This window comes from Bacillus sp. lyk4-R2A-2 (genome assembly GCF_030209735.1).
GTDB lineage: Bacteria > Bacillota > Bacilli > Bacillales > Bacillaceae > Bacillus > Bacillus pumilus.
The window spans coordinates 270226-293479 of sequence record NZ_JARVRK010000001.1 but is presented as its reverse complement, the minus strand read 5'-3'; the positions used below and the strand labels follow the sequence as shown (position 1 = coordinate 293479).

Annotated in this window: 21 protein-coding genes; 9 read left to right on the top strand and 12 right to left on the bottom strand. The window is 44.1% G+C overall.

Annotation, left to right across the window (positions count from 1 at the left end):
* Positions 1–47: 47 nt before the first annotated feature.
* Genes QRN39_RS01200 through QRN39_RS01175 form a run of 6 tightly spaced genes read right to left on the bottom strand, consistent with a single transcriptional unit; the run spans position 48 to position 7600 of the window.
* Positions 48–1967 carry a BglG family transcription antiterminator gene (locus tag QRN39_RS01200; RefSeq protein WP_335363919.1) on the bottom strand — a complete coding sequence of 640 codons (1920 nt, stop codon included), beginning with the start codon at positions 1965–1967 and terminating at the stop codon, positions 48–50.
* Positions 1964–2848 (bottom strand): ROK family protein, encoded by an 885-nt coding sequence (locus tag QRN39_RS01195; protein WP_284905826.1) that lies wholly within the window; start codon positions 2846–2848, stop codon positions 1964–1966. The genes QRN39_RS01200 and QRN39_RS01195 overlap by 4 nt, the downstream gene beginning before the upstream one ends.
* Positions 2849–2905: 57 nt before the next feature.
* Positions 2906–5569 carry a mannosylglycerate hydrolase gene (gene mngB / locus QRN39_RS01190; protein ID WP_284905824.1) on the bottom strand — a complete coding sequence of 888 codons (2664 nt, stop codon included), beginning with the start codon at positions 5567–5569 and terminating at the stop codon, positions 2906–2908.
* Between the two features lie 28 nt (positions 5570–5597).
* Positions 5598–6716 carry a PTS fructose transporter subunit IIC gene (locus QRN39_RS01185; protein ID WP_003217114.1) on the bottom strand — a complete coding sequence of 373 codons (1119 nt, stop codon included), beginning with the start codon at positions 6714–6716 and terminating at the stop codon, positions 5598–5600.
* 36 nt (positions 6717–6752) lie between these two features.
* A complete protein-coding gene (locus tag QRN39_RS01180) occupies positions 6753–7082 on the bottom strand; it encodes a PTS fructose transporter subunit IIB (RefSeq protein WP_034620720.1) in 330 nt (109 codons plus the stop codon).
* Positions 7079–7600 carry a PTS sugar transporter subunit IIA gene (locus QRN39_RS01175; RefSeq protein ID WP_223251400.1) on the bottom strand — a complete coding sequence of 174 codons (522 nt, stop codon included), beginning with the start codon at positions 7598–7600 and terminating at the stop codon, positions 7079–7081. Before QRN39_RS01175 ends, QRN39_RS01180 begins: the two co-directional genes overlap by 4 nt.
* Before the next feature lie 179 nt (positions 7601–7779).
* Between QRN39_RS01175 and QRN39_RS01170 the strand changes: the two genes are divergently transcribed.
* Together QRN39_RS01170 and QRN39_RS01165 are read left to right on the top strand one after the other, a co-directional pair.
* Positions 7780–10449, top strand: a complete 2670-nt coding sequence (locus tag QRN39_RS01170) for a S8 family peptidase (RefSeq protein WP_284905820.1) — start codon at positions 7780–7782, stop codon at positions 10447–10449.
* 107 nt (positions 10450–10556) lie between these two features.
* Positions 10557–11039 carry a hypothetical protein gene (locus tag QRN39_RS01165; RefSeq protein ID WP_003217020.1) on the top strand — a complete coding sequence of 161 codons (483 nt, stop codon included), beginning with the start codon at positions 10557–10559 and terminating at the stop codon, positions 11037–11039.
* 345 nt (positions 11040–11384) lie between these two features.
* Here QRN39_RS01165 and QRN39_RS01160 read toward each other — a convergent pair whose 3' ends face one another.
* The 3 genes from QRN39_RS01160 to mmuM form a co-directional block, all read right to left on the bottom strand.
* Entirely contained in the window at positions 11385–12005 is a 621-nt protein-coding gene (locus QRN39_RS01160) for a hypothetical protein (protein ID WP_106032901.1), read from the bottom strand.
* A gap of 123 nt (positions 12006–12128) precedes the next feature.
* Positions 12129–13532 carry an S-methylmethionine permease gene (gene mmuP, locus QRN39_RS01155; protein ID WP_050943350.1) on the bottom strand — a complete coding sequence of 468 codons (1404 nt, stop codon included), beginning with the start codon at positions 13530–13532 and terminating at the stop codon, positions 12129–12131.
* A 46-nt stretch (positions 13533–13578) separates the two neighbouring features.
* A complete protein-coding gene (gene mmuM / locus QRN39_RS01150; RefSeq protein WP_284905816.1) occupies positions 13579–14517 on the bottom strand; it encodes a homocysteine S-methyltransferase in 939 nt (312 codons plus the stop codon).
* Positions 14518–14849: 332 nt separating this feature from the next.
* On the opposite strand from mmuM, the gene QRN39_RS01145 reads away from it, so the two are divergent.
* From QRN39_RS01145 to QRN39_RS01130, 4 genes are all read left to right on the top strand, one after another.
* Positions 14850–15680: a YitT family protein gene (locus tag QRN39_RS01145; RefSeq protein WP_284905813.1), complete on the top strand. Its 831-nt coding sequence runs from the start codon at positions 14850–14852 to the stop codon at positions 15678–15680.
* A gap of 97 nt (positions 15681–15777) precedes the next feature.
* Positions 15778–16095, top strand: a complete 318-nt coding sequence (locus QRN39_RS01140) for a PadR family transcriptional regulator (RefSeq protein WP_012008800.1) — start codon at positions 15778–15780, stop codon at positions 16093–16095.
* Positions 16088–16675, top strand: a complete 588-nt coding sequence (locus tag QRN39_RS01135) for a DUF1700 domain-containing protein (RefSeq protein WP_284905811.1) — start codon at positions 16088–16090, stop codon at positions 16673–16675. The genes QRN39_RS01140 and QRN39_RS01135 overlap by 8 nt, the downstream gene beginning before the upstream one ends.
* Positions 16672–16842, top strand: coding sequence for a hypothetical protein (locus tag QRN39_RS01130; RefSeq protein ID WP_170966021.1), 171 nt, complete (start codon positions 16672–16674; stop codon positions 16840–16842). The genes QRN39_RS01135 and QRN39_RS01130 overlap by 4 nt, the downstream gene beginning before the upstream one ends.
* Positions 16843–17051: 209 nt before the next feature.
* On the opposite strand, the gene QRN39_RS01125 is transcribed toward QRN39_RS01130, so the two are convergent.
* Positions 17052–18266, bottom strand: a complete 1215-nt coding sequence (locus tag QRN39_RS01125) for a multidrug effflux MFS transporter (protein ID WP_050943343.1) — start codon at positions 18264–18266, stop codon at positions 17052–17054.
* Positions 18267–18479: 213 nt separating this feature from the next.
* Here QRN39_RS01125 and QRN39_RS01120 point away from each other — a divergent pair, with 213 nt between their 5' ends.
* Entirely contained in the window at positions 18480–19028 is a 549-nt protein-coding gene (locus tag QRN39_RS01120; RefSeq protein WP_003217027.1) for a GNAT family N-acetyltransferase, read from the top strand.
* 45 nt (positions 19029–19073) lie between these two features.
* Here QRN39_RS01120 and QRN39_RS01115 read toward each other — a convergent pair whose 3' ends face one another.
* Entirely contained in the window at positions 19074–19277 is a 204-nt protein-coding gene (locus tag QRN39_RS01115; RefSeq protein ID WP_226804604.1) for a hypothetical protein, read from the bottom strand.
* A gap of 115 nt (positions 19278–19392) precedes the next feature.
* Between QRN39_RS01115 and QRN39_RS01110 the strand changes: the two genes are divergently transcribed.
* Positions 19393–19932, top strand: coding sequence for a ribonuclease FAU-1 family protein (locus QRN39_RS01110; protein WP_284905807.1), 540 nt, complete (start codon positions 19393–19395; stop codon positions 19930–19932).
* 39 nt (positions 19933–19971) lie between these two features.
* On the opposite strand, the gene QRN39_RS01105 is transcribed toward QRN39_RS01110, so the two are convergent.
* A complete protein-coding gene (locus QRN39_RS01105) occupies positions 19972–21585 on the bottom strand; it encodes a S8 family peptidase (protein WP_284905805.1) in 1614 nt (537 codons plus the stop codon).
* A gap of 187 nt (positions 21586–21772) precedes the next feature.
* Here QRN39_RS01105 and QRN39_RS01100 point away from each other — a divergent pair, with 187 nt between their 5' ends.
* Complete coding sequence (locus QRN39_RS01100; protein ID WP_284905965.1) at positions 21773–23254, top strand: amidase; 1482 nt, start codon at positions 21773–21775, stop codon at positions 23252–23254.

The following is a 23254-nucleotide window of genomic DNA, read 5'->3' as shown; positions in this document are numbered from 1 at the left end:
CACACGAAGGCCGCCTCATCAACAGCTGGGCGGCCTTTTGTTTGATCTTATTGAAACAACGCATTCATCAGCTCATCGAATGTTTTTGATTGATTCAGAGAGTGAATGCGGTTTGGATTATCCAGTAAATCAACGGCTTGTTCAAAGAATTGATTCATGCAGGCTGCGTCATCTTTATGAATGGCTAATAAAAAGACAAGTGATACTTGGTTTCCCTGCCAGTCAATCGGCTGTTTTAAGTGTGCGATGGCTACGCAGGATGTGCCTTCATTTGTGATGAGCGGGTGCGGCATGGCAATTCCTTTTCCAAGGTAGGTAGACGACATTTGCTCCCGTTCAAGCACCGAGGACCGAAAAGATGACGATACTAGCTGATACGTTTCTAAATGGCTGCATAGTGTGTCTAATACCTCGTCCTTACTGGATAGGTCAGCGTTCAATAAGGTTAATCGTTCTTGAAAAAACGCCATCAGTTCTTGCGAGGGAGTCCCGTGTCCATTTAATAAATGAATGACCTCATTCACCCGCTGTACATCATGTTGTTCAAAAAAGGCGCTAACCTGTATCACTGGTTTTCCCTTTGATGCAAGCGGGACGGTTGTAATGATGACGTCACAGGGAAGGGTGGTGCTCATGAGATAATCCTGATAGGAATACAGCTCGACGATGTCCAGTTCGTGCTGAAAGGCTGCCTTTAATTTAATTTCAAGCAGTCTTGCCGTCCCTAGTCCAGACCCGCACACGATAATGGCTTTCTTTTTTTGCGAGGTATCGAGCTGACTTCTTTCAAAAGAAGCAGCGATATGCAGGGCAACATATGCCGCCTCATCTTCATTTGGCGTCCGCACCAGCTGTAAGGCATTCAGTCCGCTGACAGCTAAATCAAACGGGTATGGATAGGACGCTTTGATCTCATGCAAAAGCGGATTTTGTAAGGATACGCCATATTGGATTCGATTTAATAATGGCTTCATATGAAGCATCAAGTCTTGCTGCAGGATGTTGTCATCTGCAAAGTGGTGGCCGCTTGTTTTCTCAATGTGCTGTAGAAAGACCGCAACCGCCTGCTGAACTTCCACTGTCGTCTGATGCTGGGCGGCTTCTTTCCACGTTTGATTTGCCAATAGATGCATGACTAAGTAATCTGTTTCATCCTCTGATAAGGTGACATGAAAGGTGTCACTCACCTGCTGTATGATCTTTTGGGCAATTCTCATCAAGACGGGTGATCGTTGTGTACGAGTGGTACTGGCGGGTATCCGCTGGTTTTTTCGTGTTTGCTGAATCGCAATTGCTAAGTGAATGACTAAGTTTTTTAAGGCAATGTCTTTAATGAGCAATGACTCTTGATGCAGGTTCGTCAGGACAATCGATCGAATGGTTTCAAGAGAAATATCGGGAAAATGGAGCTGCTCCCGCTCGGTGATATGAGAAAGTGCAGGCTCTTCTTCAAGGAGTAAGTCTGCATAGCATGTTCTTTTTTGCAATTCGTCTCCCTCAATTTTTAAGCCAAATCCAGGCTTTGACACAAGGGTCATACCGTAACGGGCTAACAGCTCTCGTCCTTTTTTCAAATCACTGCTGACCGTCATGCGGCTGATGAACAGTTCTTCAGCCAGCTGGTCAATTTTTAAGTAATCCTGTTGAAGCAATAGCTTCCTCATGATAAATCGTACACGCTCTTCTGGCATGACGGGGACGAGAGAGCGGGCAGGAAGCTTTTGTTGATGAAGCCAAAGCAGGAAGGCATCTTGGTCACTCGTTAATAGGGTGTATCCCTTTCCGCGGATCGTTTTAATCTTGGCTCCAGCTTCCTTTAATTGCTCATTTGCTTCTTTGATTAAATGACGGATGGAGCGGTCAGATAAGCGAAAAGAGGCAGTGAGCTCCTCCAGCTTCACGAACCCCTTCGTTTCAAATAGCTGCTGAATCAGCTGATAGGTTCGAGGATCTGCCGTCATCATCATTGCGCGGCTCCTTGCGCCTGTAAGGCATCAGTACCAAGAGCGATGGCGCCCATTAAACCTGATAATCCATCAAAGGATGGCTTGGTGATAATTTCATTTAAAGGCTTTGGTAGTTGTAAATACCCATGAAGCCGCTTTTCTGTTTCATCAAGAATGAGCGGCAGCATAGCGGGCTGTTTCATCACACCTCCACCGAGAATGATGCGCTCTGGCGAAAGGGTGAGTAATAAATTGGCGGTCATCTGTCCGAGATAGTAGGCATGAAGTGACCAGGCAGGATGATCCTCTGGCAGTATTTGTGCCAGTGTATGATAGCGCCCTTCTATGGCAGGTCCTGATGCCAGTCCCTCTAAACAGTCATGGTGTATAGGGCAGCAGCCACCGTAGGAATCATGAGGGTGCCGCTGCACTGTGATATGACCCATTTCTGGATGCAGCAACCCGTGAATGAGGCGGTGTTCAATATAGGCACCGCCGCCTATTCCGGTTCCAACAGTGATATAGACCAAAGAAGCAGGCTTTTCTGCTTCAACCGAAAAGCGGGCTTCCCCGAGTGCTGCACAGTTCACGTCTGTATCAAGCTTCATAGGGAGTCCAAGGGCTTGTTTTAAAGTAGAAAGGAAAGGGAATTGGCGCCAGGCTGTTTTGGGTGTCTCTAAAATCGTCCCATAGCTTGGGCTTTGTTCTTTTACATCGACAGGCCCGAATGCCCCAATGCCAATGGCATCGACAGGATGCTTTGTAAAGTAATCGATTACTTGCCGGCATGTTTCATCTGGATTACCTGTTGCAAAGGAAGTCGTGTGTTCAATCGTTCCATCTGTTGTTCCGTAGCCGCAGACAAATTTTGTTCCGCCTGCTTCAATGCCTCCAATTCGCATGATCAATGCCCTCCATTAAAGAGGGGCGGAATCCAAATGGACCCCGCCCCTACATGTTCATTTTTTCTTTACAATGTAGGTTTGTACCTGACAAGGTGTGAGCGGTTCAATGTGTAATGATCCATGTTGTGCTTTGAGTATATGTCCTTCAGGTGTTTCGCCTAAATTCGCTGTTTCTCCGTGCTGTAGAGATGAACTATTGATTGAAGCGGCTGTTTGACGCGTTAAAAATGGATTGAAGAGACGGATGACAATGCCTGTTCCATGCTCTTCTTTTTTCAGAGCGCTTAGAATGGCTCCGTCTGTCTCAATGTCAAGCAGGCTATAAGTAGATTGTAAGTCTTCTTTTTCATCTCGGAAAGAGAAAATTAAACGACCGTTTAAAAAGTCTGCCCGTTCGTAGCATTGAACTGGGGTTGTATACCGCTTGGCAAGCTGCGCTAAGTGCCCCTCGCTGACAGCATCCTTGCTATAGTGCATGCCAAATGAGAACGACAGTGCACCTTGTAGCTGAGCGTCAGGTGTCTCAACAATTTTTTCACCAGATGCGCGTCCTGGACGGTAAAGAAGATTTTCTTTCCCCATTTTTCCGAAACAGCGGAAAAGCGTATACGCAATCGTTGTGTAGCCTTCTCCTGTGATCTGGTATTCTCTCACGCAGTCCGTCAATAGAGCGACACCATATGCTTCATCACGAAGTGCAGTAAAGGATTGCATCGGTTCAATGGTGATCGGTTTTTCTTCCCAATGCTCATTGCTCCACCATTCAAGCTCTTGCGTGAGCTCTGTCGGGCGTTCGATGGTTCCAAACTGCTGATCGCTCAGTGATACCTTTGATGCGATGCCTGTATCAAAGAGGACACGCAGACGATGGTCTAACGCATGATTATCGACATCGACATGAAAACGGATGACAGGCTCATCTTTATTTAATGCTACCTTCGCTGTAATCGGGAGTGAAGTCGTGACTGATTGCTGAGAGCGCTCTTCTAAGTCATAAGGGACAGTAAGAGTAAGCTGGACGGTGAGCTCTTCTTGCAAGCCGCTTTTAGATACTGTGATGTCTGCTGAAGAAAGGTCCTTGGATGACACATACAGATCCTCACGCGGCGGTGAATAGTTGTAGGAATCCCCATCGTCTCCATTGTCTTCAAAGATCATTTGCTCAGAGAATGTCCGGCCAGTTTGTTTATCTGTGATCTCCAGCGATCCGTTGTCATTTGCCGCAATGCGGTAATACGTATTTTCAATCGCGTGTCCTTCTGTTTGTTCCCATGCAGATTCGCTTGATTCATCGAAAACCATGCTGACTTGTGTATAACCAACGGATGGTAAGCTGGTGGCTTCGATCAGTAAAACGGCTTTCCATACTTGTTTTGGCATGTACACATCTTTACTTGGGTTAAGAGAAATTTGCTGTGCCAGCACATAATCTGTGACATCAGTTTTGCTTTTTACTGTGTAGTGAAGCGTTTTTCCATTGGCATCTTTTAGTGTAAAAGGACGTTCTGTGATAAAGGTTTCAACTTCAATAACTTCAGAACGCTTTGAAGGCAGTGTATTAAATAAAGTAAACGTGATTTCTTGCTCTGTTTGCAGTCGAATGGCGATGAGACGCATGTGTAAGTCCACAAGGTTCTCGGCGATTTCCTTTGCCTGCTTGTAGCGGAAGAAGACATCTTGATTCGTCGTATCACTATTACAGCCGCCAATGCTGTCATGCGCTGCATTTTCAAACATGAGGTACCAAATATCACGAACCGTATCATGCGGAAAGTCGTGTCCGAGTGAATAGCTAATCGTGAGGATAGGCTCCATCACATTGACGAGATAGTTTTCAATTTGATTGTTTAAGATTTTTAAATCAGCTCGTGTTGAAAAAATAGATTTGTGAATCCGCATATGCTTCGCATGAATGAGCTCTCCTTTTAAAGTTTCAAAAGACGTCCGCTCTTTTTTCACTGCTGCAATGTAATCTTCTAAACTGCTGATTTGATAGTGGTGCTCGTTCAGTTCATTGGCTTTTTCTAATAAGTCAGGCAGGTTTTTGCGGATCGGTGCCTGGTCAAAGCCATTTGGGAAATAGACATTCTTTGTGGTTGCCTTTGCTTGCAGCGCACCGATTTTTTCAGATAAAAAGGCTTGTAAGTCCTCATCCTTTTCAGGAATATTACCACCGTAGTAGTAGCCAAATGGCAGGTTCACCGCAAAGACTTCACTGCCGTCAGCCCCTTGCCAATTGAATTCAGTGTGATTCGTCATATGGTCTGAAACGCCGCGCCAAAAAGCTGTATCCACAATGCCGAAGCCGCGGTAAATTTGAGGCATTTGTGCGGATTGACCAAAGGAATCAGGGACATAACCGACTTTCATCACATGACCGAACTGCTGACAGCGTTCAATTCCATATTGCAGGTTCCGTACAATGGATTCACCTGAAATGACGAGCTGGTCGGTTTGGGTATACCACGGGCCGATGATGAGACGTTTGGCTGTGACGAGCTTTTTGATTCGATTCTCATCCTCTGGACGCCATTTGAGGTAATCATCCAGTAAGGATGCTTGGGCATCGAGCATGAAGTAATGGAACCTTTCATCTGTTTCAAGAGTGTCTAAAATGTCCATTACGCTTTTCATTAAGTAGATACGGGAGCGGGAGGTGGTGAAATACCATTCCCGGTCCCAGTGAGTATGTGGAATCACATGTACATTAACAGTCATTGAGTAACGACACCTTTCTTTGTTCAAATTATCCTTCTAGCACAAGGTCAAAATCGTCTTCTTCTTTCTGCTTCTGATCATGTTCCGGCGTTTTTGGTTCTTTTTTCTCAGAGAAATTGACAAGCAGGTTGGCGCCAATACCGATGACGAGTGCGCCAGTGAGAGCTCCAATTAAATAAGCCCACCAGTTTCCGACTGAGAAGAAGCCGTATAGCCCGCCAATTGGCGGCATGATGTCATGGACACCTAATAATGCAGCAACCCCGCTTCCAGCAGCACATGCAACAACATTGAGCGGAATCAATTTCAATGGATTGACGAGGGTAAAAGGGATCGCCCCTTCCGTAATACCGATAATGCCCATGACAAGGCCGCCACGTCCTGCTTCTCTAAAGGTTGGAGAGAAATTGCGTTTTCGAATCAATGTCGCAAGCCCGTATCCAAGCGGCGGAATGACAATCGCAATATTGACGAGAATGGCAGGGAGGTAGACGCCTGATAGGAAGAGCGCGTTACCTGCCATCCAAGCAGATTTATTCACTGGTCCGCCAAGGTCAAAGCCAATCATCGCACCTAGAATGAGAGCGAGTGCGAGTGTGCTTGTCCCGTCAGCGACCATGCCTTTGATCCATTCAATTAATGCTGTGTTCAAAGCACCTAATGGCCCGCCCAGCAGAACGGACATGAGAAGTCCAGTTAAGCCAACGGTAATGAGCGGTAAGATGAGCAGAGGAACAAGTCCGGCTGCGGAGCCTTTAATTTGAATTTTTCGTTTCACAAAAAGAGCGACATATCCTGCGAAGAAGCCTGCAATAACGGCACCGATAAATCCAGCATTCGTTGAGCTGGCAAGGGCACCACCGATGAAACCGGCCGAAAGCCCTGATTTATCCGCAATCGAATAGGCGATAAATCCAGCGAGCAGGACGTTCATTAAGCCAATCCCTGTCCAACCAACCTGCTCCATTAAATAGGCGCCGTGCAGTATGCCACCAGCATCCTTATAGGCGTTTAAATCTGAAACACCAAATCCTAATCCGACTAGTTTTGCTAAACCAACGATAAGGGAGGCACCGATGATTACAGGAAGAATATAAGAAATACCGGTCATGAGATGGCCTTCAATGACTTTTAATTTTGCTTTCATTTTGCTTTGCTCCTTTCTATATGGCATTGCTCACGTTTATTGAGATTCAGATTTTTTCTTTTCAACAAGTGCTACAGCTTTTGTGATGATTTGCTCGGCATTTTTTAAGGCGCGTCCGATCTCGACACGTACTGTGGGAATGCCTGAAAAACGTTCCGCATCGTTGATATGCTGATTGGAGGCAATGATACAAAGGTCTGCCTGTCTTGCTTCCTCTGGTGTAATGCCATTCACCTGTCCCATAATTCCTTGCTGCTCGATTTTGATCTCGTGTCCGAGCTGTTTACCCGCATTTTCTAACGCTTTTGCTGCCATTGGTGTATGAGCTAACCCTGCTGGACATGAAGTGACACCGACAATTTTCATTGTGTAATCCCCTCTTTCAATTGTTGTTCAATGACTTCGTAATAATAGTCAGCGGTTTGACCTGGTTGAATCTTTTCGATGAAAGCAGGTTCCATGAGGCTTGTCGCAATGCCTGACAGTAATTTCAGGTGTGTGATGTTTGCTTCTTCTAATGGAACGAGCAGTGTAAATAAATAACTTGTGGGTAAATCGTCAAAGCTTCCCCATTCAATCGGTTGTTCTAACTCTAAAAAAAGAAGTGAAGCCGTTTGTACAGCGGAGCTTTTTGTATGAGGAATGGCGAAGCCTTGCTGAAGTCCTGTTGAGACTTCATCTTCGCGAGTCAACAAATCTGATAATAACCCCGCCTGATCGTTTGTAATCTGAAGGTCTTCAGCTTTCTCGGCAATGTATTGTAAAATCTCATTCTTTGATCGTCCGTCTACTTGTGTGAAAACATGATCTTTTTGGAACAAGCTGATCCCTTCTCTCTTGTTTGTTAAGCGCTTACAAGTTGATTGTAATGTACTTTTCGACATGGTTAAATAGCATCATTTTCCGTTTGAAATGGCAAAAAGTTTATGAAGCTATTCGTCTTGCTGTCTGTATATCTCAAATCCTAGCTTAAAACGAGTTTAATTATGTAAAAAACAGATTCTACTAAATGCATTTCTGTGATATTCTTCCAAGGTATTACAAAAGATAAGGGGGTCTTTTCATGTTCAAAAAGCAGGTCAAATCCTGTGTGATCGTACTCATGGCCATCATTCTCTGTATGGCGGCATTACCTGGATACGAGGCAGCAGCTGCCAGTAAAGGAACAAATGTCAATGAAGCCATTGGGTTAAAAAATGGTGAAGTCATCTCAGGGACATTACAGAATGAAATGGAAGAGTCATGGTACCAAATCACGCCATCAGCACAAGAGGTGGCAAAACATACACATATGAAGATTTCTGTGAAAAGTAAACAAGTATTATCCGTATCGGTCTATCCAAGTAAAGACAGAGCGATGAAGGATGACACTTATTCGAGATATCGTGTGGACACTGCAAGTGGAGAGACAGAGATCGACTTCCCGCATGCATGGGCAGGTCCTTACTTTGTCAAAGTGCTCTATTTAGGGTCGGAGGAAGACAGCCGTGATGAGGAAGAGGATGCGGCTTATACAATCGGGTATAAAGGAGCTAACCTTCCGCCCTCTGAACCCGTTTTCCCTGAAGACGATGAGCCTGGTATCATTATTATTGAGAAAAAGTACGGGCGAGAAATTCTCCAATCGATTCGTACAATCGAAGATAAACGTTTTAATGAAACACCAAATGGTCAGAAGCTGAGCCGTGTGCTCCAAAAAACAAAGCCATTTCTCAAATCGAAGCTCATCAAACAAAAAAATGAGCAGCAAAAGGTATACAATCATCTGCTGACATTAAAGTCACTGCTAAATGACGTAGAGAAAAATGGTGCATTTAGTGGTCATATCGTAACAGAAAAAGAACAACAGGCGATCAGGTCCCTTTTTGATATGCTCAAAGAAGCAAGTCCGGCTTATTTAAAAAAGGAATTAGAAGCCGTCAGTCAAAAAATTGGCATCAATCAGCTTGAAGGAAAATCAGTTGGTTATGTATTAGAGAAACAAAAGCTTGTAAAAGAAGAGAAGGTTAAAACGAATAAGATCATTTTTAAATTAAAGGATGGCCAAACACTTCAATCTGCGAAAAAGAAGATGAAAAGCTATGGCATCCAAGAAAACCGTGTGACATCACAGTCAGTCAGTCCTTTATTTAAAGGAATGTATGTCTATGATGTGCCAGCAGGGCAAGAATCAGCTGGAAAGACTTTAAAAGCAGGCAAAGCTGTCATCAAAAGCACTGCAAGAAAGCTGTCCAGCATGCCGAATGTTGAATTTGCGGAGCCTGTTCAAACCTATCGTGCACTAAGCAATGACGTGCAGTATGGTTACCAGTGGCCGCTGAAAAACAGTGCACAAAACAGCGGAAAAAAAGGCGCTGATGTGAAGTTTGAACAAATGAATACACTGATTGGCACAAGCAAAATGAAGCAAACATTAATTGCAGTTGTGGATACAGGTGTAGACAGCCGTTTGACTGATTTAAGCGGGACTGTTCGTACGGACTTAGGTGCGAATCTCATTGGAAGAAACAAAGATGCGATTGATGACAATGGACACGGTACGCATGTGGCGGGCATCATTGCCGCAAAATCCGATAATCATTACTCAATGGCAGGCCTTAACCAACATACGGGCATCATTCCAGTGAAGGTACTGGATGCCTATGGCTTTGGCGATACAGAGCATATTGCACTTGGAATTAAGCATGCAGTAGATAAAGGCGCAAAGGTCATCAACATGAGCCTTGGCGGCTACTACAGCCGGGTAATTGAATATGCAATGAACTACGCGGCTCAAAGAAATGTACTAGTGGTTGTGGCGAGTGGAAATGATGGCGTTCCAGAAATGGGCTATCCTGCGACATCAAAATACGCAATGGCTATTGGCGCAAGCAACCGTATGGATATTGCTGCTGAATTCTCAAGCTTTGGTAAAGGACTGAGCATGTCTGCACCAGGGTCTGATATTCCAAGCTTAATGCCAGATGGGAATGTCTCATACCTGAGCGGGACATCAATGGCGACACCATATGTGGCCGCGGCAGCAGGATTACTTCTTTCTAAAAATCCAACCTTGAAGCCGAATCAAGTAAGGAATATCTTGCAAAGCACAGCCGATAGCATCTCCTTTACTTCTGTTGATGGAACAGATGACGTTTTCTATGATGAAAACGATGAGCCAATTGTCGATCCGAAAATTCCAGGGATCGATTGGATGACAGGACATGGCAGACTGAATGCATTTGCTGCTTTAAGTGCTGTCGAACTGAACGCATCTGTGAGCAAAGTGGAGGATCAGCATCAAAAGGTGACAGGTAAAGCAAAGGCTGGCGCTGCTATTTCTGTGTATAGAGGCAAAACACTGCTTGGAAAAGGCACAGTAGGCAAAAATGGAACCTTTAGCGTGAAGATCAAGCATCAGAACAAAAACAAAGTCCTTCACATTAAGATTTCAAAAGGAAAGGCCGCTACAACGCTCAAAACAGTCGTCAAAAAAGGCAAAGCACCAGCTAAGCCGAAAGTGGGCAAAGTAACGGTTAAAAGTAAAACGGTCAAAGGGACTGCGGGTGCAGGATTGACCATTAAAGTGAAAAATAAATCAAAGAAAGTCATCAAAACGGTAAAAACAAATAACAAGGGCGCATTTACTGCCCAAATAAAACCGCAAAAAGCCAAAACAGTCTTGTATGTGACCGCTTCTGATGTGAGAAAAAGAGAAAGCAAAGCGGTGAAGGTTGTTGTTGTGAAAAAGTAAGAGGAGAGCTTCCCTTTCTAAAGAAGGGAAGTTTTTTTGCTTGTTACTGGAAAAATACCAATTAATGTCGATAGTAATATAGCAGGAAAAAAAAGGAGGATTTATCGATGAAAAAAATCATGTTTGCTTTCTTTCTATCATTGCTTCTCGTATTCCCAACCTTTGCACATGCAGAGGAAACAGGGGCAGTACCAGCTTCCGTTCAAGTAACAAGTGTCACCGCAGCCGATAGTGGATTAGTGAATTACGGCTATGGCAGTAAATATCGCGTGGGTTCTTATTATCCAGCTACGTTTAAAGGAACACTAAAAGATACAAGTGGAAATCTCATGCCTAATCAGCCGATTCAGCTTTATTTTGAAGCAGCAATTAAATCATATGCTCAAACAGCGACAGGCACAACAGACGTAAATGGACAATTTTCACTGACGTTTCAAGTTCCTGCAGGTGCAGGCTACCAAACATACAATAATGCAGGCTGGTCTACACATTACTACGATATCGTTCCAGTGACGTTCACTTCAAACGACATCAAGCTATCTTCAAATGTCACAAGTGTGTACCATTTGGCATATACATCCCGTTACTAATCTGCTGGAAGAAGCGACTTGGCGAAAGCCTTGTCGTTTTTTTTCATAGAAAAAAGGATGTCTTCATGTGACATCCTTTTCTTTTTGTTAGCAAACCTGCTGGGCGGCAACCGAAAGAGTCGATAAACAAACACTCATGAGCCGTGACTCCCAGATTCGATCGAGCGTTGACCTTTTAATTCTGAGCTTTGATGGATAAGAACTTTTACACTTGAACGTTGATCCTTGAACGTTCAGCGTTGAGCTTTTATCAAGGATCATCCAGAGATGATCAGATGAGGAGGGAATGACCTTTCCCTCGGAGGTGTTTAGTTCTATCGATTTTCGGCTCACTAACAAAATTGATTAATCGATCTGTATTTTCGTTAGTGTATTGCTTTCTGACAAGGAAAAATCAACTTCCATTTGAAAATCCTCAATCTCGGTCGAAAGCTTTTCAATCTTCACTCGAAGACGAAGCGGATCGATGATCGTCGCCTCATTTTCAGCGAGGAACGACTTGACGATCTCTTGGTTGGCAGCCGCTTGTGTTTTTCCGTCTTTTCCAAACAAGGTTTCTAAATGCTGGTCGAGCCTCTTCTTCACATCTTCATTGGTTTGTTCTGCTTTGTCTACTAGCTCTGTGTACACCTTTTTCAATTTCCGTAAATAACGAATATCGTATTCTATCGACGTCTTCCGTTCAATCGCTTCTGCCACCGTCATGCTGACACCCGCAACATCAATCGTTGTCGTCGCATTCGACACAACGATGGCTGATTTGATGGCATTCCGGCGCTTGATTAATGCTTGAATCGATTGGTCATCAGCCTTCGCCTTCTTTTCGATGTCTTCTTGATGTTGAAACCCGTGCTGTATATATTTCCCGATCATCAATCCACCAAGTACGGCTTCATCAACGGTTCGGTTGATTCTCTTATCTAACATTTTCAGTTCACTTAATGCTCTTGTAATGGTCATTTCCATATTAGTGACAACTCCCTTGATTCATCCTGAAAATCATAGATTCCTATCATATACCAAAGTGCGCTTCTTTTACTAGCGATATCCTTTTTTGTCAAATTGTTTACGATAGAAAAAAACCTGGCGTTATACACCAGGTTCTTCACGTTTTTTCTGAATCCAAGCTGTCACATAATAGGCAGCATAGCAGAGCGCGATGAAAGGAATGCCGCAGATAAGGGCAATCCGCTGATTTGGATCAAAGGCAATGCCAATCACAGAGGCAAGACACAGGAAGAAGGCAGCAATCGGAACCACTGGATAGAGCGGGGTTCGAAAGGAAAGATCATGGAGCTGTCCGCCTTCCTGTAAAAAACGTTTCCGAAACATAAATTGTGAGGCAGCAATCCCCATCCACACGATCACAACGGCCAGTCCAGAGATCGAAACAAGGACAAGGTATACCGTTTCTGGTGCGATGACACTTGAGAACAAAGAAAGAATCCCACCGATCATACTTAAAATCAGTGCGTTCAAAGGAATTCCTTTAGATGTCAGCTTCGCCAGTTTCTTAGGCAGTGTCCGTTCCTCAGAAAGTGACCAGAGCATACGGGATGACGCGTATAGTCCAGAGTTTGCGGCAGATAAGATCGCTGTCAAAATGACAAAATTCATGAAATCTGCGGCATATGGAATCCCGATGCGATCAAACACCACAACAAATGGACTTTTGATCACCCCAGCTTCTTCCACTGGGATCAAGCCGGCTAAGACCACGATCGTTCCAACGAAAAACAAGACAAGACGCAGTACGGTTGTGCGAATCGCTCTTGGAATGGTCTCGTCAGGATTGACGCTTTCACCCGCAGCAATCCCAATTAACTCCGTACCTGAAAAAGCGAAATTGACGGCAAGCATCGTCATTAAAATCGGTAAAAAGCCGTTTGGGAAAAGACCGCCTTCCCCGGTGAAGTTAGAAAGGAACGGAGCGGCCTCACCGCCTTTTAACGGAATCAAGCCAAACATCGCAGCTCCGCCAAGAATAATAAAGAGAATAATAGCCATTACTTTAATGCTGGAAAACCAAAACTCTGATTCTGCAAAAAACTTCACTGTAAAAGCATTGAGTAAAAAGATAAGAAGAGCAAAGACACCGCTCCACATCCAAACCGATGTGTCCGGGAACCAGCGCTGCATTAAAAGCCCTGCCGCTGTAAATTCCGATCCGAGCGCGACTGTCCATGTCAGCCAGTAGAGCCAAGCGACTGTGTAGCCTGTGCCGGGTCCAATATATTTTGTTGCATACGTATGAAAGGCCCCTGTAACCGGCATTGCCACAGACAGCTCACCTAAACAGAGCATCACGAGGTACACAATTAATGCCCCGACAAGATAGGCAAGGATCGTTCCTGCGGGTCCTGCTTGATTGATGGTATACCCAGAGCTTAAAAAGAGCCCTGTTCCAATGACGCCGCCTAGAGAAAGCATGAACAGGTGGCGGCTCGTCATTTTTCGTTGATATTGTTGTGACTGATCTTTTGCTTGTTCCATGTCTTCCCGCCCTTTTGCTTAGAAGTATGTGTGATGATTCATGATGCTATGCTGTGGTAAGTTTTAAGATGTCCGTGATATCTTCTGGGGTTGTCCTGCAGCAGCCGCCGATAATATGCGCGCCGTCTTGATACCATTGATGCGCACATTCACCAAATGTATGCTGAGGCGTATCTCCGCTCCATACCTTTTCTTCAGGATCATATAATTCCCCTGAGTTTGGATACACGACAATCGGCTTGCTCGTCCCCTTTTTCATCTCTTGAATGAGAGACGAGATAAATTGCGGCGGCGTACAGTTTACACCAACAGCAGCGATCTGTTCATAAGGTTCCAGTGCTTGTACACATTCTCTGAGCAAATCTCCTTCACTAATATGAAGGTCGTCCTTCGCGCTGAATGTAATCCAAGCAGATACACCACTGAATTCATCTTGCAGCAGCTTTGCAATGGCCGTTGCTTCAATGAGACAAGGGATCGTTTCACACGCAAGAATATCTGCACCAGCTTCTACTAATGCCTGAATCCTTGGTCTATGAAAATCAATGAGTGTCTGCTCTGTGAGTCCGTAATTTCCTTTATATTCTGAACCATCAGATAAATAAGCGCCGAATGGCCCCACAGATCCTGCGACAAATGGTTTTGTCCGCCCTTTACGACGCGCTTCATCCTGCCAAAAAAGATCGCGTGCCTCTTTTGCTAAAGTGACAGATCGTTTCATTAGTTCAATGGCTTCTTCTTTTGAATAGCCTTTTTCAGCGAAGCCATCAATCGTTGTTTGGTAGCTCGCTGTTGTGGCACAGTCAGCTCCGGCTTGGAAGTAATCCAAGTGTACTTGCTGAATCAATTCTGGCTGTTCAATCAGTATTTTGGCTGACCATAAACTGTCGTTTAAATTGCAGCCCTTTCGTTCAAGCTCTGTTGCAAGTGCACCGTCTAAAATTAAAGGTGCGTGAGCCTGTAAACGGCTTTGAATAGGATTCATCGAATTGAACACCCTCCTTTTTAGTCGGAAATGATGGATATGATATGAGGCAGTAGTTTAAATGACTAAAGTGTTTTTGTCAAGGAGAGGAAAAAGCATGTGACCGCGGAAAAACCCTGAAAACATGCGGGTTTCCATGCATAAACATGCAGTCAAAATAATAGAAAACCAAGTCATTGACAGCCTCTAAAAAGAGATATATATTATGGAAAGGTTCATTTCAGAAAGCTTCGTCAAAAGGCGCTGTCTTTTGATTTTTTTTGTTCAACGACTGTCTTCTTTCGTGCAGAAAGAGGGTTTTTTATATGCTTAAAAAAGGAGGAAAGAAGAAATTGAAAAAATGTGTAAAAGATATCGCAATGATTCTAATTGGTTCTTTTTTATTTGCCGCCGCAGTGAACATGTTTGTCATTCCGCTTAAATTTGGTGAAGGCGGTGTAACGGGGCTGTCCATCATTTTCTATTATTTGTTTGAAATTGCACCATGGCTGACGAACCTAGTGTTTAATGCCATTCTGCTGCTTGTGGGGTATAAATATTTGGACAAGAAGACGACGATTTATACTGTGGTTGCCGTCGCAAGTAACTCCCTATTTTTACACCTGACCACAACATGGGTCGTGAATGTTCACGAATTGATCATTGGGGCCATTTTCGCAGGAATCATTATCGGAATTGGGATTGGTCTTGTGCTAAGAGCAGGCGGTACAACGGCGGGTTCTGCCATACTCGGAAGAATTGCCAACAAGTATTTAGACTGGAACGTGAGCTATGCCATCTTGTTCTTTGATCTGATCGTCGTATTTGCTTCCTACTTTATTATTGGTGCGGAAAAATTAATGTTCACGATTGTGATGCTGTACGTGGCGACAAAGGTGATGGACTTCGTGATAGAAGGGCTTAACACGAAAAAGGCAGTGACGATCATTTCTTCATGCAAAGATGATATTGCCGAAGAAATCAATCACACCTTGGATCGAGGCGTGACGATTTTAAACGGACGCGGTCATTATTCAAAGGAATCGAAGGAAATTCTCTATGCAGTCATTCAAAAACAAGAGCTTATGCGTCTAAAGAAAATCATTAAGAAAATTGATCGAGACGCATTCGTTGTTGTCCATGACGTGCGTGATGTGTTCGGAGAAGGATTTGTGAATATATAAAAACGAAAGGACCCCAAAAGGGTCTTTTTTTTATATTTATACCTCTTGTCACATGATACTATGTAATGTATAGTATAAATGGTTAGGAGTTGTAATCATGAATGCACAATTAAAAAAAGGTTTACTGGAATTCTGTGTACTGGCGGTATTAAAGAAAGGCGATTCCTATGGTTATCAAATGATTAAAGATATGTCCCATTGTATTGAGATTTCAGAATCGACATTATATCCGATATTAAAGCGATTAGAGCAAAACAATTATGTGGAGACCTATTCCCAGGAACATAATAGTCGATTAAGAAAATACTACCGGATGACACAAAGCGGCCGTGAGCATATGGCGCAGTTTTTAGCGGAATGGGATCAAGTGATGGCGATTTACGACTTTATTTCTGGAGGACAGGGCAATGAATAAAAAAGAATTTTTAGCCAGCTTAGAGAAGCACCTGCATCGTCTAGGCGAAAAAGAAAGTGACCGGTTCATCGAGTATTACGATGAAATGATCGAGGATTATCAAGAAGATGGATACAGTGAACAGGAAGCGGTCGATCAAGTCGGGCAGCCTGCTATCATCGCTGAAGGGATTTTGAAGGAACAAGGAATTAAAACCGTTCAGGTGCCGACGTTTGGAGAAAAAGCCACAAGGCTCTCCATCCTCATTTTAGGCTTTCCATTATGGGGCAGTATTCTAGCAACAGTCTTCCTACTGATTCTTTCTGTGTATATGGTGATTTGGTGCATTCCGCTCGTGACAGGTACAGTGACGCTAGTTGGTCTGCTCGGCGGTTTTTGGAGCATCATTGGTTCTCCATTTGTCTTTCAGGACGGTTTGCATGTGGTGGTGACGCAAATTGGCGTTGGTATTCTTCTATTAGGTGTCGGATTATTATGCGGCATGGCCACGGTGTATTTGACAAAGCTATTTGTTCAAATGACTGTTCAAACCACTAAGGCATTCATGGGAATGTTTAAAAAGAAGGTCGTGAGAATATGAATGTGAATGATTTAAAAAAGCAATGCATCAAATGGGGGATCATCTTCACCGTTGCCGGAGGAATGATCATGGCAATTGGTTTTGGACTATCGGGCTTTGACCTAGATGCATATCACAACAATGACCAGAACAATGTGTTCCGCACTATCAATTGGAGCAAGCCATAAATGAAAAACCCGCTTATGCGGGTTCAGCGTGTAGACAAACCCTCGCATTCGGTGTCAGTCCTGCGTGCTGGTGCTCACGAATGTCAAATTCGCTTCGCGCCAGTACTCGTCCTTCCTAGACTTCAAAGGTTTTCTATCACGCTGAAAAGAAGACAAAGGGCTAAAATCAAGATCATTTTAGCCCTTTGTCAACAATCTGAAAAACCCGCTTATGCGGGTTTTTTTGCTCTGGCTACAAAGAAGAAATAACAGCAAAGTGCACCTAGTTCACAAAGCATAATGATCAGGCCCATTGGAAAGGCTGTTTGGCTTCCGGCTAGTCCGACAAGAGGTGTCATGCAGGCGCCTAGCAGCATTTGTGCCACACCGATCAGGGCAGCCGCACTTCCTGCATGTGCGCCGTGATGCTGCATCGCAAGAGACGGGGCAGAGGTGCCGACAATTCCAACGCTTGAGACCACAAAAAAGAGCGGAATGAGAATGCCGTATAATCCAGCATCAATGGAGATCATCAAAAATAAGGTGATGCCGCCTAAGGCAGCTGTCAGCAATCCAATGCGAAGAACCTTCTCTTCGCCGATTTTAGCAGCGACGCGGGCAAATACTTGTCCAGCTGTGATGATCCCAAGACTATTCACTGCAAAGGCAGCACTGAATCCTTGTGGAGAAAGGTGAAAAAGCTCCTGAAGCACAAACGGTGAGCCAGAAATATAAGCAAACATCGCTGCGAATACAAGACCTTGCGAGAGGGCATACCCAACAAAGAGACGATCACTCGCTAAAATTTTCATGGCACTTACAATCTGTTGAAAGCCTCCTGTCTGTCTGCGCTCCGTAGGTAAACTTTCTTGAAGTGAAAAAATAGATCTCAGCAGCATCAAGGCCCCGAGGATGCCTAATAGAACAAATACACCCTGCCATGTGGTGAAGCGTAACATCTGTCCGCCCACAATAGGTGCCGCTGCCGGAGCAACCCCGTTGACCAACATGAGCAGTGCAAAGAATTTCGTCATTTCTGAGCCTTCATAATGATCTCGCACAATGGCTCGTGCAATGACAATGCCTGCTGAACCAGCGAGTCCTTGAATCAATCTTAAGAGGATGAACATCCAAATTGACGAGACCACCGTGCATAAAAGAGAGGCGGCGATAAAAATAATTAAGCCGATCATCAGCGGTTTTCTTCTGCCGATCGTATCACTAATAGGACCTGCAATCAGTTGTCCAAGCGCGAGTCCAATCAGACAAGCCATCAGACTTAATTGGGACAAAGCAGTGCTTGCTTCAAAATCTCGCGCAATATGAGGCAATGCAGGTAAATACATATCCATTGCAAGCGGTGCAAGGGCGGTTAAAGAACCAAGCAATGCAGCAAGGAGAAATCGGTTTTTTTTCGATTCTTGGGGATAAGATAAAGAACTCATATGACATTACACTCCTCGTATACTTCCTCAAAACAGCATAATGAATCGAGCGTCCCTTTTCAATGGAAATTTTCAAAGAGGATTTCGTGCAAAATAATTGATCTTTCGAAGGAGACTCTTTACATTGAATGAGTAGAGAAAAGAACAAGGTCATCGACATGCAGTATTTGCATGATACGTATATCTGGCAATTAAACAACAGGAGGTGCTGACATGGAGCAGCAAGAGCTGATCATTCGTCAAGCAGTCAAAGAAGATCATGAGGCCATTAGACACGTACTAATCAAATCCTATTCACAGTATGAGCCTCAATTTACAGAGGAAGGCTGGCAAAATTATTCTGCTGCGCTTGCAGCAGCTGTAGATAATCCAAACATGGAGCTGATGCTTGTGGCGGAGCTTGAAGGTCAGGTCGTAGGGACGCTTCAAATGTTCCGGTCATCAGCGCAAGCGTATGACAAACCCGAAATGGGCATTACATCAGCCATCGTCCGGTTTTTAGGAGTAGATCCCGATGTCAGAGGAAAAGGAATTGCAGAGTCATTGTTACGTAAAAGTATTGAGCTCACGCAATCATGGGGCGAAAATGTTCTGTACCTTCATACCTCTGATAAAATGCAGGCTGCCATTCGTCTTTATGAAAGAATGGGCTTTGAGCGTGCACTAGATAAAGAATTTGTGAATCAAAATGGGACGCATGTTAAAAGCTATCAATATGTCATCCAGAAAGAACAACCAGCTGGTTCATCACATCACGCATAATAAAAGGAAGAGCACGTCCTCGATGGACAGCTCTTCTTTTTTTATTTACGCCCACAGTATAAGCGCCCAATATGATATCCCCCACGAGATTAAACCGAACATAACAAAGAATTTTAACATGCGCTCATAAGGAGATAGCCTTCGTTCTCTCTTCGTTTTCACCAGCCGCCAATAAAGGGCATAGCCGCAAAAAATGAGGATGATTTGTCCAAGCTGTGTAAGGTTTTCAAGAATCGTGATTCCGTTCATTTATTTCACCTCATCAATAGGTCTTCCATATGTGAATGTAGCAACCCTTTATTTTTTCAAAAAAAATCGGTGTATACTGGAAAGAGAGAATCTAGATGCAAGAGGGAGTTGTGACATGGTGTTTTCGCTACATGCGGATCGGTGGGATGAAGTAATCGAGAGAAAAATCAAATACGATCAGAAGATTGTGGAACATACTTGTCAGCTGTTAGACGCACAGGGACAGCAGGCTGTGCTGTTTCACAAGATTGAAGACACGTTTACGATGAGGGCAGGTGATGGTGCTCTGACGATTCCAAAAGGGAGCTATACGACCGCTTATTATTGGAAGGATCGTCCTTACAATGTGTATTTCTGGAGAGATGATCAAGGGAAGGAACTAGGTTCTTATTTTAATATTGTGGGGAATACATCGTTCAACGGCCAGTTGGTCATGTTTGAAGACCTCATTGTTGATCTTCTCGTTCTTCCGAATGGTGATTTTTTTGTATTGGATGAAGATGAGTTGCCAGAGAGTTTAGTGGATTTTGAACAAGGTTCAGTGCACCGAGCATTAGAGAGTGTGATGGCTTCGTTAGAAAACATACTTGATCAAGTGAGGGCAGATGTTGATGGAAAATATCATCACAGCTTGTTTGCACCGCTGTTAAAATAGAAAAAAACGATTCCTTTCAGCGAGGAATCGTTTTTTCTGTTACACCTTGATACGGTTTAATCGTTTTTGTAAACTGGTTTTCGTTTTAGAAGCTTTTAGCTGTTTGACAGCGGATTGCGCCGCTGCTTTTGTTTTCTTAGTTCGTTTGGTTTCCGCTTTTTTGACCTTTTGTTTGGCGTCTGTCACTTTCTTTTGATAGGCGACCTGTTTTTTGACTTTGTCGAGCCGGTTTTGCAGGCTTGTTTTTTCTTTGCCTTTGTTTAACTTTTTGATGGCCGCTTGTGCGCTTTTAATGGCGCCTTGTGTTTTGCTTTTTTCGGCTGTTTGAACCTTTGCACGTGCCAAGCGGATATCAATGGTTCCTTGTACCTTTTTCACCCGTTCAGTGAGTGCTGTTTTTTGCTTACTTGCAGTGAGTCGGCCAATTCTCGTTTTGGCTTGATTGACATCTGCCTGCTTTTTAGAAGTTTCGGCTGTTTTGACAGCGCTAGTCGCAGCCTTCAAAAAGCTTGATTGTGCTATATATTGCACGCGGCCATAGCCGAATTGTGGATCCTTTCCTTTTGCGCCAAGATCCACTGTATAGCTGCGCAATAAGGTGCGAAGCTGAACATTTGTTTTCTTCGGATGAAGCTGCTTCAACAGTGCCAGCATGCCTGTGACATGCGGTGCGGCTTGTGATGTACCTGTTGCATACCAATATTCATTTTTTAAATAAGTGCTGATGACGTTCTGACCAGGGGCAGAAAATTCAATACCTTTCCCTGTATTTGAGATAGAAGCGAGTTTGTCTTTGTCCGTCGTTGCAGAAACGGCAATGACGCTATTGTAGGCGGCAGGATAGCTGATATGATTCTTCTTCCCATCATTCCCGCTTGCAGCGACCACAAGCAGTCCTCTTTTGTATGCTTCATCCACTGCTGAACGCAAAATAGGGATATTGTCTTCAAAACCTAGACTTAAATTCATAATATCCATCTTGTTGCTAATGGCCCAATCGATTCCTCGAAGCAGACTGTACAAGTCGCCTTCTCCCTTTTTATCTAACACTTTCACAGCATACAGCTTCGCGCCAGAAGCGACGCCGACTGTGCCGTAATCGTTATTGAGGGCACCAATCGTTCCTGCGACATGTGTGCCGTGTCCTTCATCATCTTTATAGGAGGAAGTGTAGTTCACGAATGATTTACCGCCGGATATCTTTAAATCCTCATGGGGAGAAATACCAGTATCCAAAACGGCTACCTTCACATTTTTCCCCGTGACGCCTTCTTTTATCGCTTGCTTTACATTCAGCTTTTGCAGGTTGTAAGATTTTTGAACCAATGCATCCTGATTCGTAGAGGCAGCGGTTTTTTTCATCGTAGAAGAAGCGAGTTTGACCTTTATGTTTTTTGAGACATACGCGATGTTAGGGTCTTTTTTGAGTGACGTGACCGCTTGTTCATCTGCTGTCACAGCGACAGCGGGAAGATGTATGTACTGTGCGTTCACTTTTTCACTTTCTTCAATCGCTGTTTGCTTTCCTTTTTGGTTTTTATAGACGATGATGACATCTGTTTCTTTTGGCGGTGCAGCTGCCTGCGAATGGTAAGGCAAGGCAGTTGTCAACGCAAGAAGAAACGCGATGACTACGAACATTTTCTTTTTCAAGGCGATAGCCCCTTGCATACGATGACCTCCGTCTTTTTTTCTCTATTATATCGGAGAAATGAGAAGGATGGTTAGAAGAATCATATTGTTTGTCAGAAAGTTTTTTTTACAAGTAACCTGAAATTGAAATTCATACAAATCTAGTAGACAATAGAGAGAACATAATAAGAGAAAGTAGGATATGCTGATGAACGTAAAAGAGTATATGACGTATGATGCGATTGGCTTGGCGGCACTTGTACGGAATAAGCAGGTAACGCCAGACGAGCTTGTACAAGCTGCATTTGCTAGATTGAATGAGGTCAATCCTGAACTAAATGCGTTGATTCAGACAAGACAAGATCAAGTATTAAAAGAAATCAAGACATTACATACGAATCAGCCGTTTGCGGGCGTTCCATTTGTACTGAAAAATATATCGCAAGGGCTGGAAAATGAACCGCTGACAGCAGGAGCTGCATTATTAAAGGATGTAAAGGCAAAAACGGACTCCCACTTTGTCCAGCGATTGAAGCAGGCTGGATTTCTCATGATGGGACATACAAACACACCAGAATTCGGATTAAGAAATGTAACAGAACCTGCTTTACATGGTCCAACGAGGAACCCTTGGCATCCTGACTATTCTCCTGGAGGTTCAAGCGGCGGGACGGCAGCAGCTGTTGCGAGCGGCATCGTACCTGCTGGTGGAGCAAGTGATGGTGGAGGGTCCATTCGGATTCCAGCATCCTTTACAGGTTTGTTCGGTCTCAAACCAACAAGAGGAAGAACACCGGTAGGACCAGGCGCAGGAAGGCAGTGGCAAGGGGCATCCATTGACTTTACACTTACAAAAACAGTGCGGGACAGTGCAGCCCTTCTTGATCTACTTCAAGTCATTCAGCCTGAAGCGGCTTTCCAAACGCCATTATACGACGGCAGCTATCAAGAAGATCTAGTGAAACGTACATCTTCTATGCGAATTGCTTACAGTGTAGAATCTCCAGTTGGTACGAAGGTCAGTGAGGAAGCGAAGCAGGCGGTGCAGCAAACAGTGAAATGGCTGAGTGATCAAGGTCACCAAGTAGAAGAAGCAAGGCCTGCAATCGATGGAATTCATCTGATGCAGCAATACTACGTCATGAACAGCGGAGAAATGTCTGCGCTATTCACGTCCTTGAATCGTTCATTAGGACGTCCAGTCAATCCGGAGGAAACAGACATCGTGGCATGGGTGTTGGCAGAGGCTGGCAAGAATGTAACCGCTGCTGCTTACACAGAAAGTCTTGATGCATGGGATATGGCGGCTGCACAAATGGCGTCATTTCATCAAACCTATGATCTCTTTGTGACACCAGCGACTGCCTATTCAGCTCCTAAGGTTGGTGAGTTGATGCATTCGAAAGAAGAAATCACAGAACTTTTACGAGTGTCATCTCTCTCAATGCAAGCGCAGCAGGATCTCATTTATGACATGTTCTTAAAGAGTCTGACCTACACACCATTTACACAGCTTGCCAACTTAACGGGTCAGCCTTCTATGAGCGTTCCTGTTCATCTCACTAAGGCGGGCATGCCTTTAGGGGTACAGGTCACAGCACCTAAGGGGAAAGAGGATTGGCTGCTTCGGCTTGCAGCAGGGATGGAGACATCCTCGATTTGGAAAGGAACAAATCAACTCATACGTTGA

Bases quoted from the DNA above. Each gene is read 5' to 3' on its own strand.
- QRN39_RS01110 (WP_284905807.1), top strand. From the start codon at position 19,393: ATGGTGTTTTCGCTACATGCGGATCGGTGGGATGAAGTAATCGAGAGA.
- QRN39_RS01170 (WP_284905820.1), top strand. From the start codon at position 7,780: ATGTTCAAAAAGCAGGTCAAATCCTGTGTGATCGTACTCATGGCCATC.
- QRN39_RS01140 (WP_012008800.1), top strand. From the start codon at position 15,778: ATGAATGCACAATTAAAAAAAGGTTTACTGGAATTCTGTGTACTGGCG.
- QRN39_RS01135 (WP_284905811.1), top strand. From the start codon at position 16,088: ATGAATAAAAAAGAATTTTTAGCCAGCTTAGAGAAGCACCTGCATCGT.
- QRN39_RS01100 (WP_284905965.1), top strand. From the start codon at position 21,773: ATGAACGTAAAAGAGTATATGACGTATGATGCGATTGGCTTGGCGGCA.
- QRN39_RS01165 (WP_003217020.1), top strand. From the start codon at position 10,557: ATGAAAAAAATCATGTTTGCTTTCTTTCTATCATTGCTTCTCGTATTC.
- QRN39_RS01195 (WP_284905826.1), bottom strand. From the start codon at position 2,848: ATGCGAATTGGAGGCATTGAAGCAGGCGGAACAAAATTTGTCTGCGGC.
- mmuM (WP_284905816.1), bottom strand. From the start codon at position 14,517: ATGAATCCTATTCAAAGCCGTTTACAGGCTCACGCACCTTTAATTTTA.
- QRN39_RS01115 (WP_226804604.1), bottom strand. From the start codon at position 19,277: ATGAACGGAATCACGATTCTTGAAAACCTTACACAGCTTGGACAAATC.
- QRN39_RS01120 (WP_003217027.1), top strand. From the start codon at position 18,480: ATGGAGCAGCAAGAGCTGATCATTCGTCAAGCAGTCAAAGAAGATCAT.
- QRN39_RS01160 (WP_106032901.1), bottom strand. From the start codon at position 12,005: ATGGAAATGACCATTACAAGAGCATTAAGTGAACTGAAAATGTTAGAT.
- QRN39_RS01200 (WP_335363919.1), bottom strand. From the start codon at position 1,967: ATGATGATGACGGCAGATCCTCGAACCTATCAGCTGATTCAGCAGCTA.
- QRN39_RS01185 (WP_003217114.1), bottom strand. From the start codon at position 6,716: ATGAAAGCAAAATTAAAAGTCATTGAAGGCCATCTCATGACCGGTATT.
- mngB (WP_284905824.1), bottom strand. From the start codon at position 5,569: ATGACTGTTAATGTACATGTGATTCCACATACTCACTGGGACCGGGAA.
- QRN39_RS01125 (WP_050943343.1), bottom strand. From the start codon at position 18,266: ATGAGTTCTTTATCTTATCCCCAAGAATCGAAAAAAAACCGATTTCTC.
- mmuP (WP_050943350.1), bottom strand. From the start codon at position 13,532: ATGGAACAAGCAAAAGATCAGTCACAACAATATCAACGAAAAATGACG.
- QRN39_RS01130 (WP_170966021.1), top strand. From the start codon at position 16,672: ATGAATGTGAATGATTTAAAAAAGCAATGCATCAAATGGGGGATCATC.
- QRN39_RS01180 (WP_034620720.1), bottom strand. From the start codon at position 7,082: ATGAAAATTGTCGGTGTCACTTCATGTCCAGCAGGGTTAGCTCATACA.
- QRN39_RS01175 (WP_223251400.1), bottom strand. From the start codon at position 7,600: ATGTCGAAAAGTACATTACAATCAACTTGTAAGCGCTTAACAAACAAG.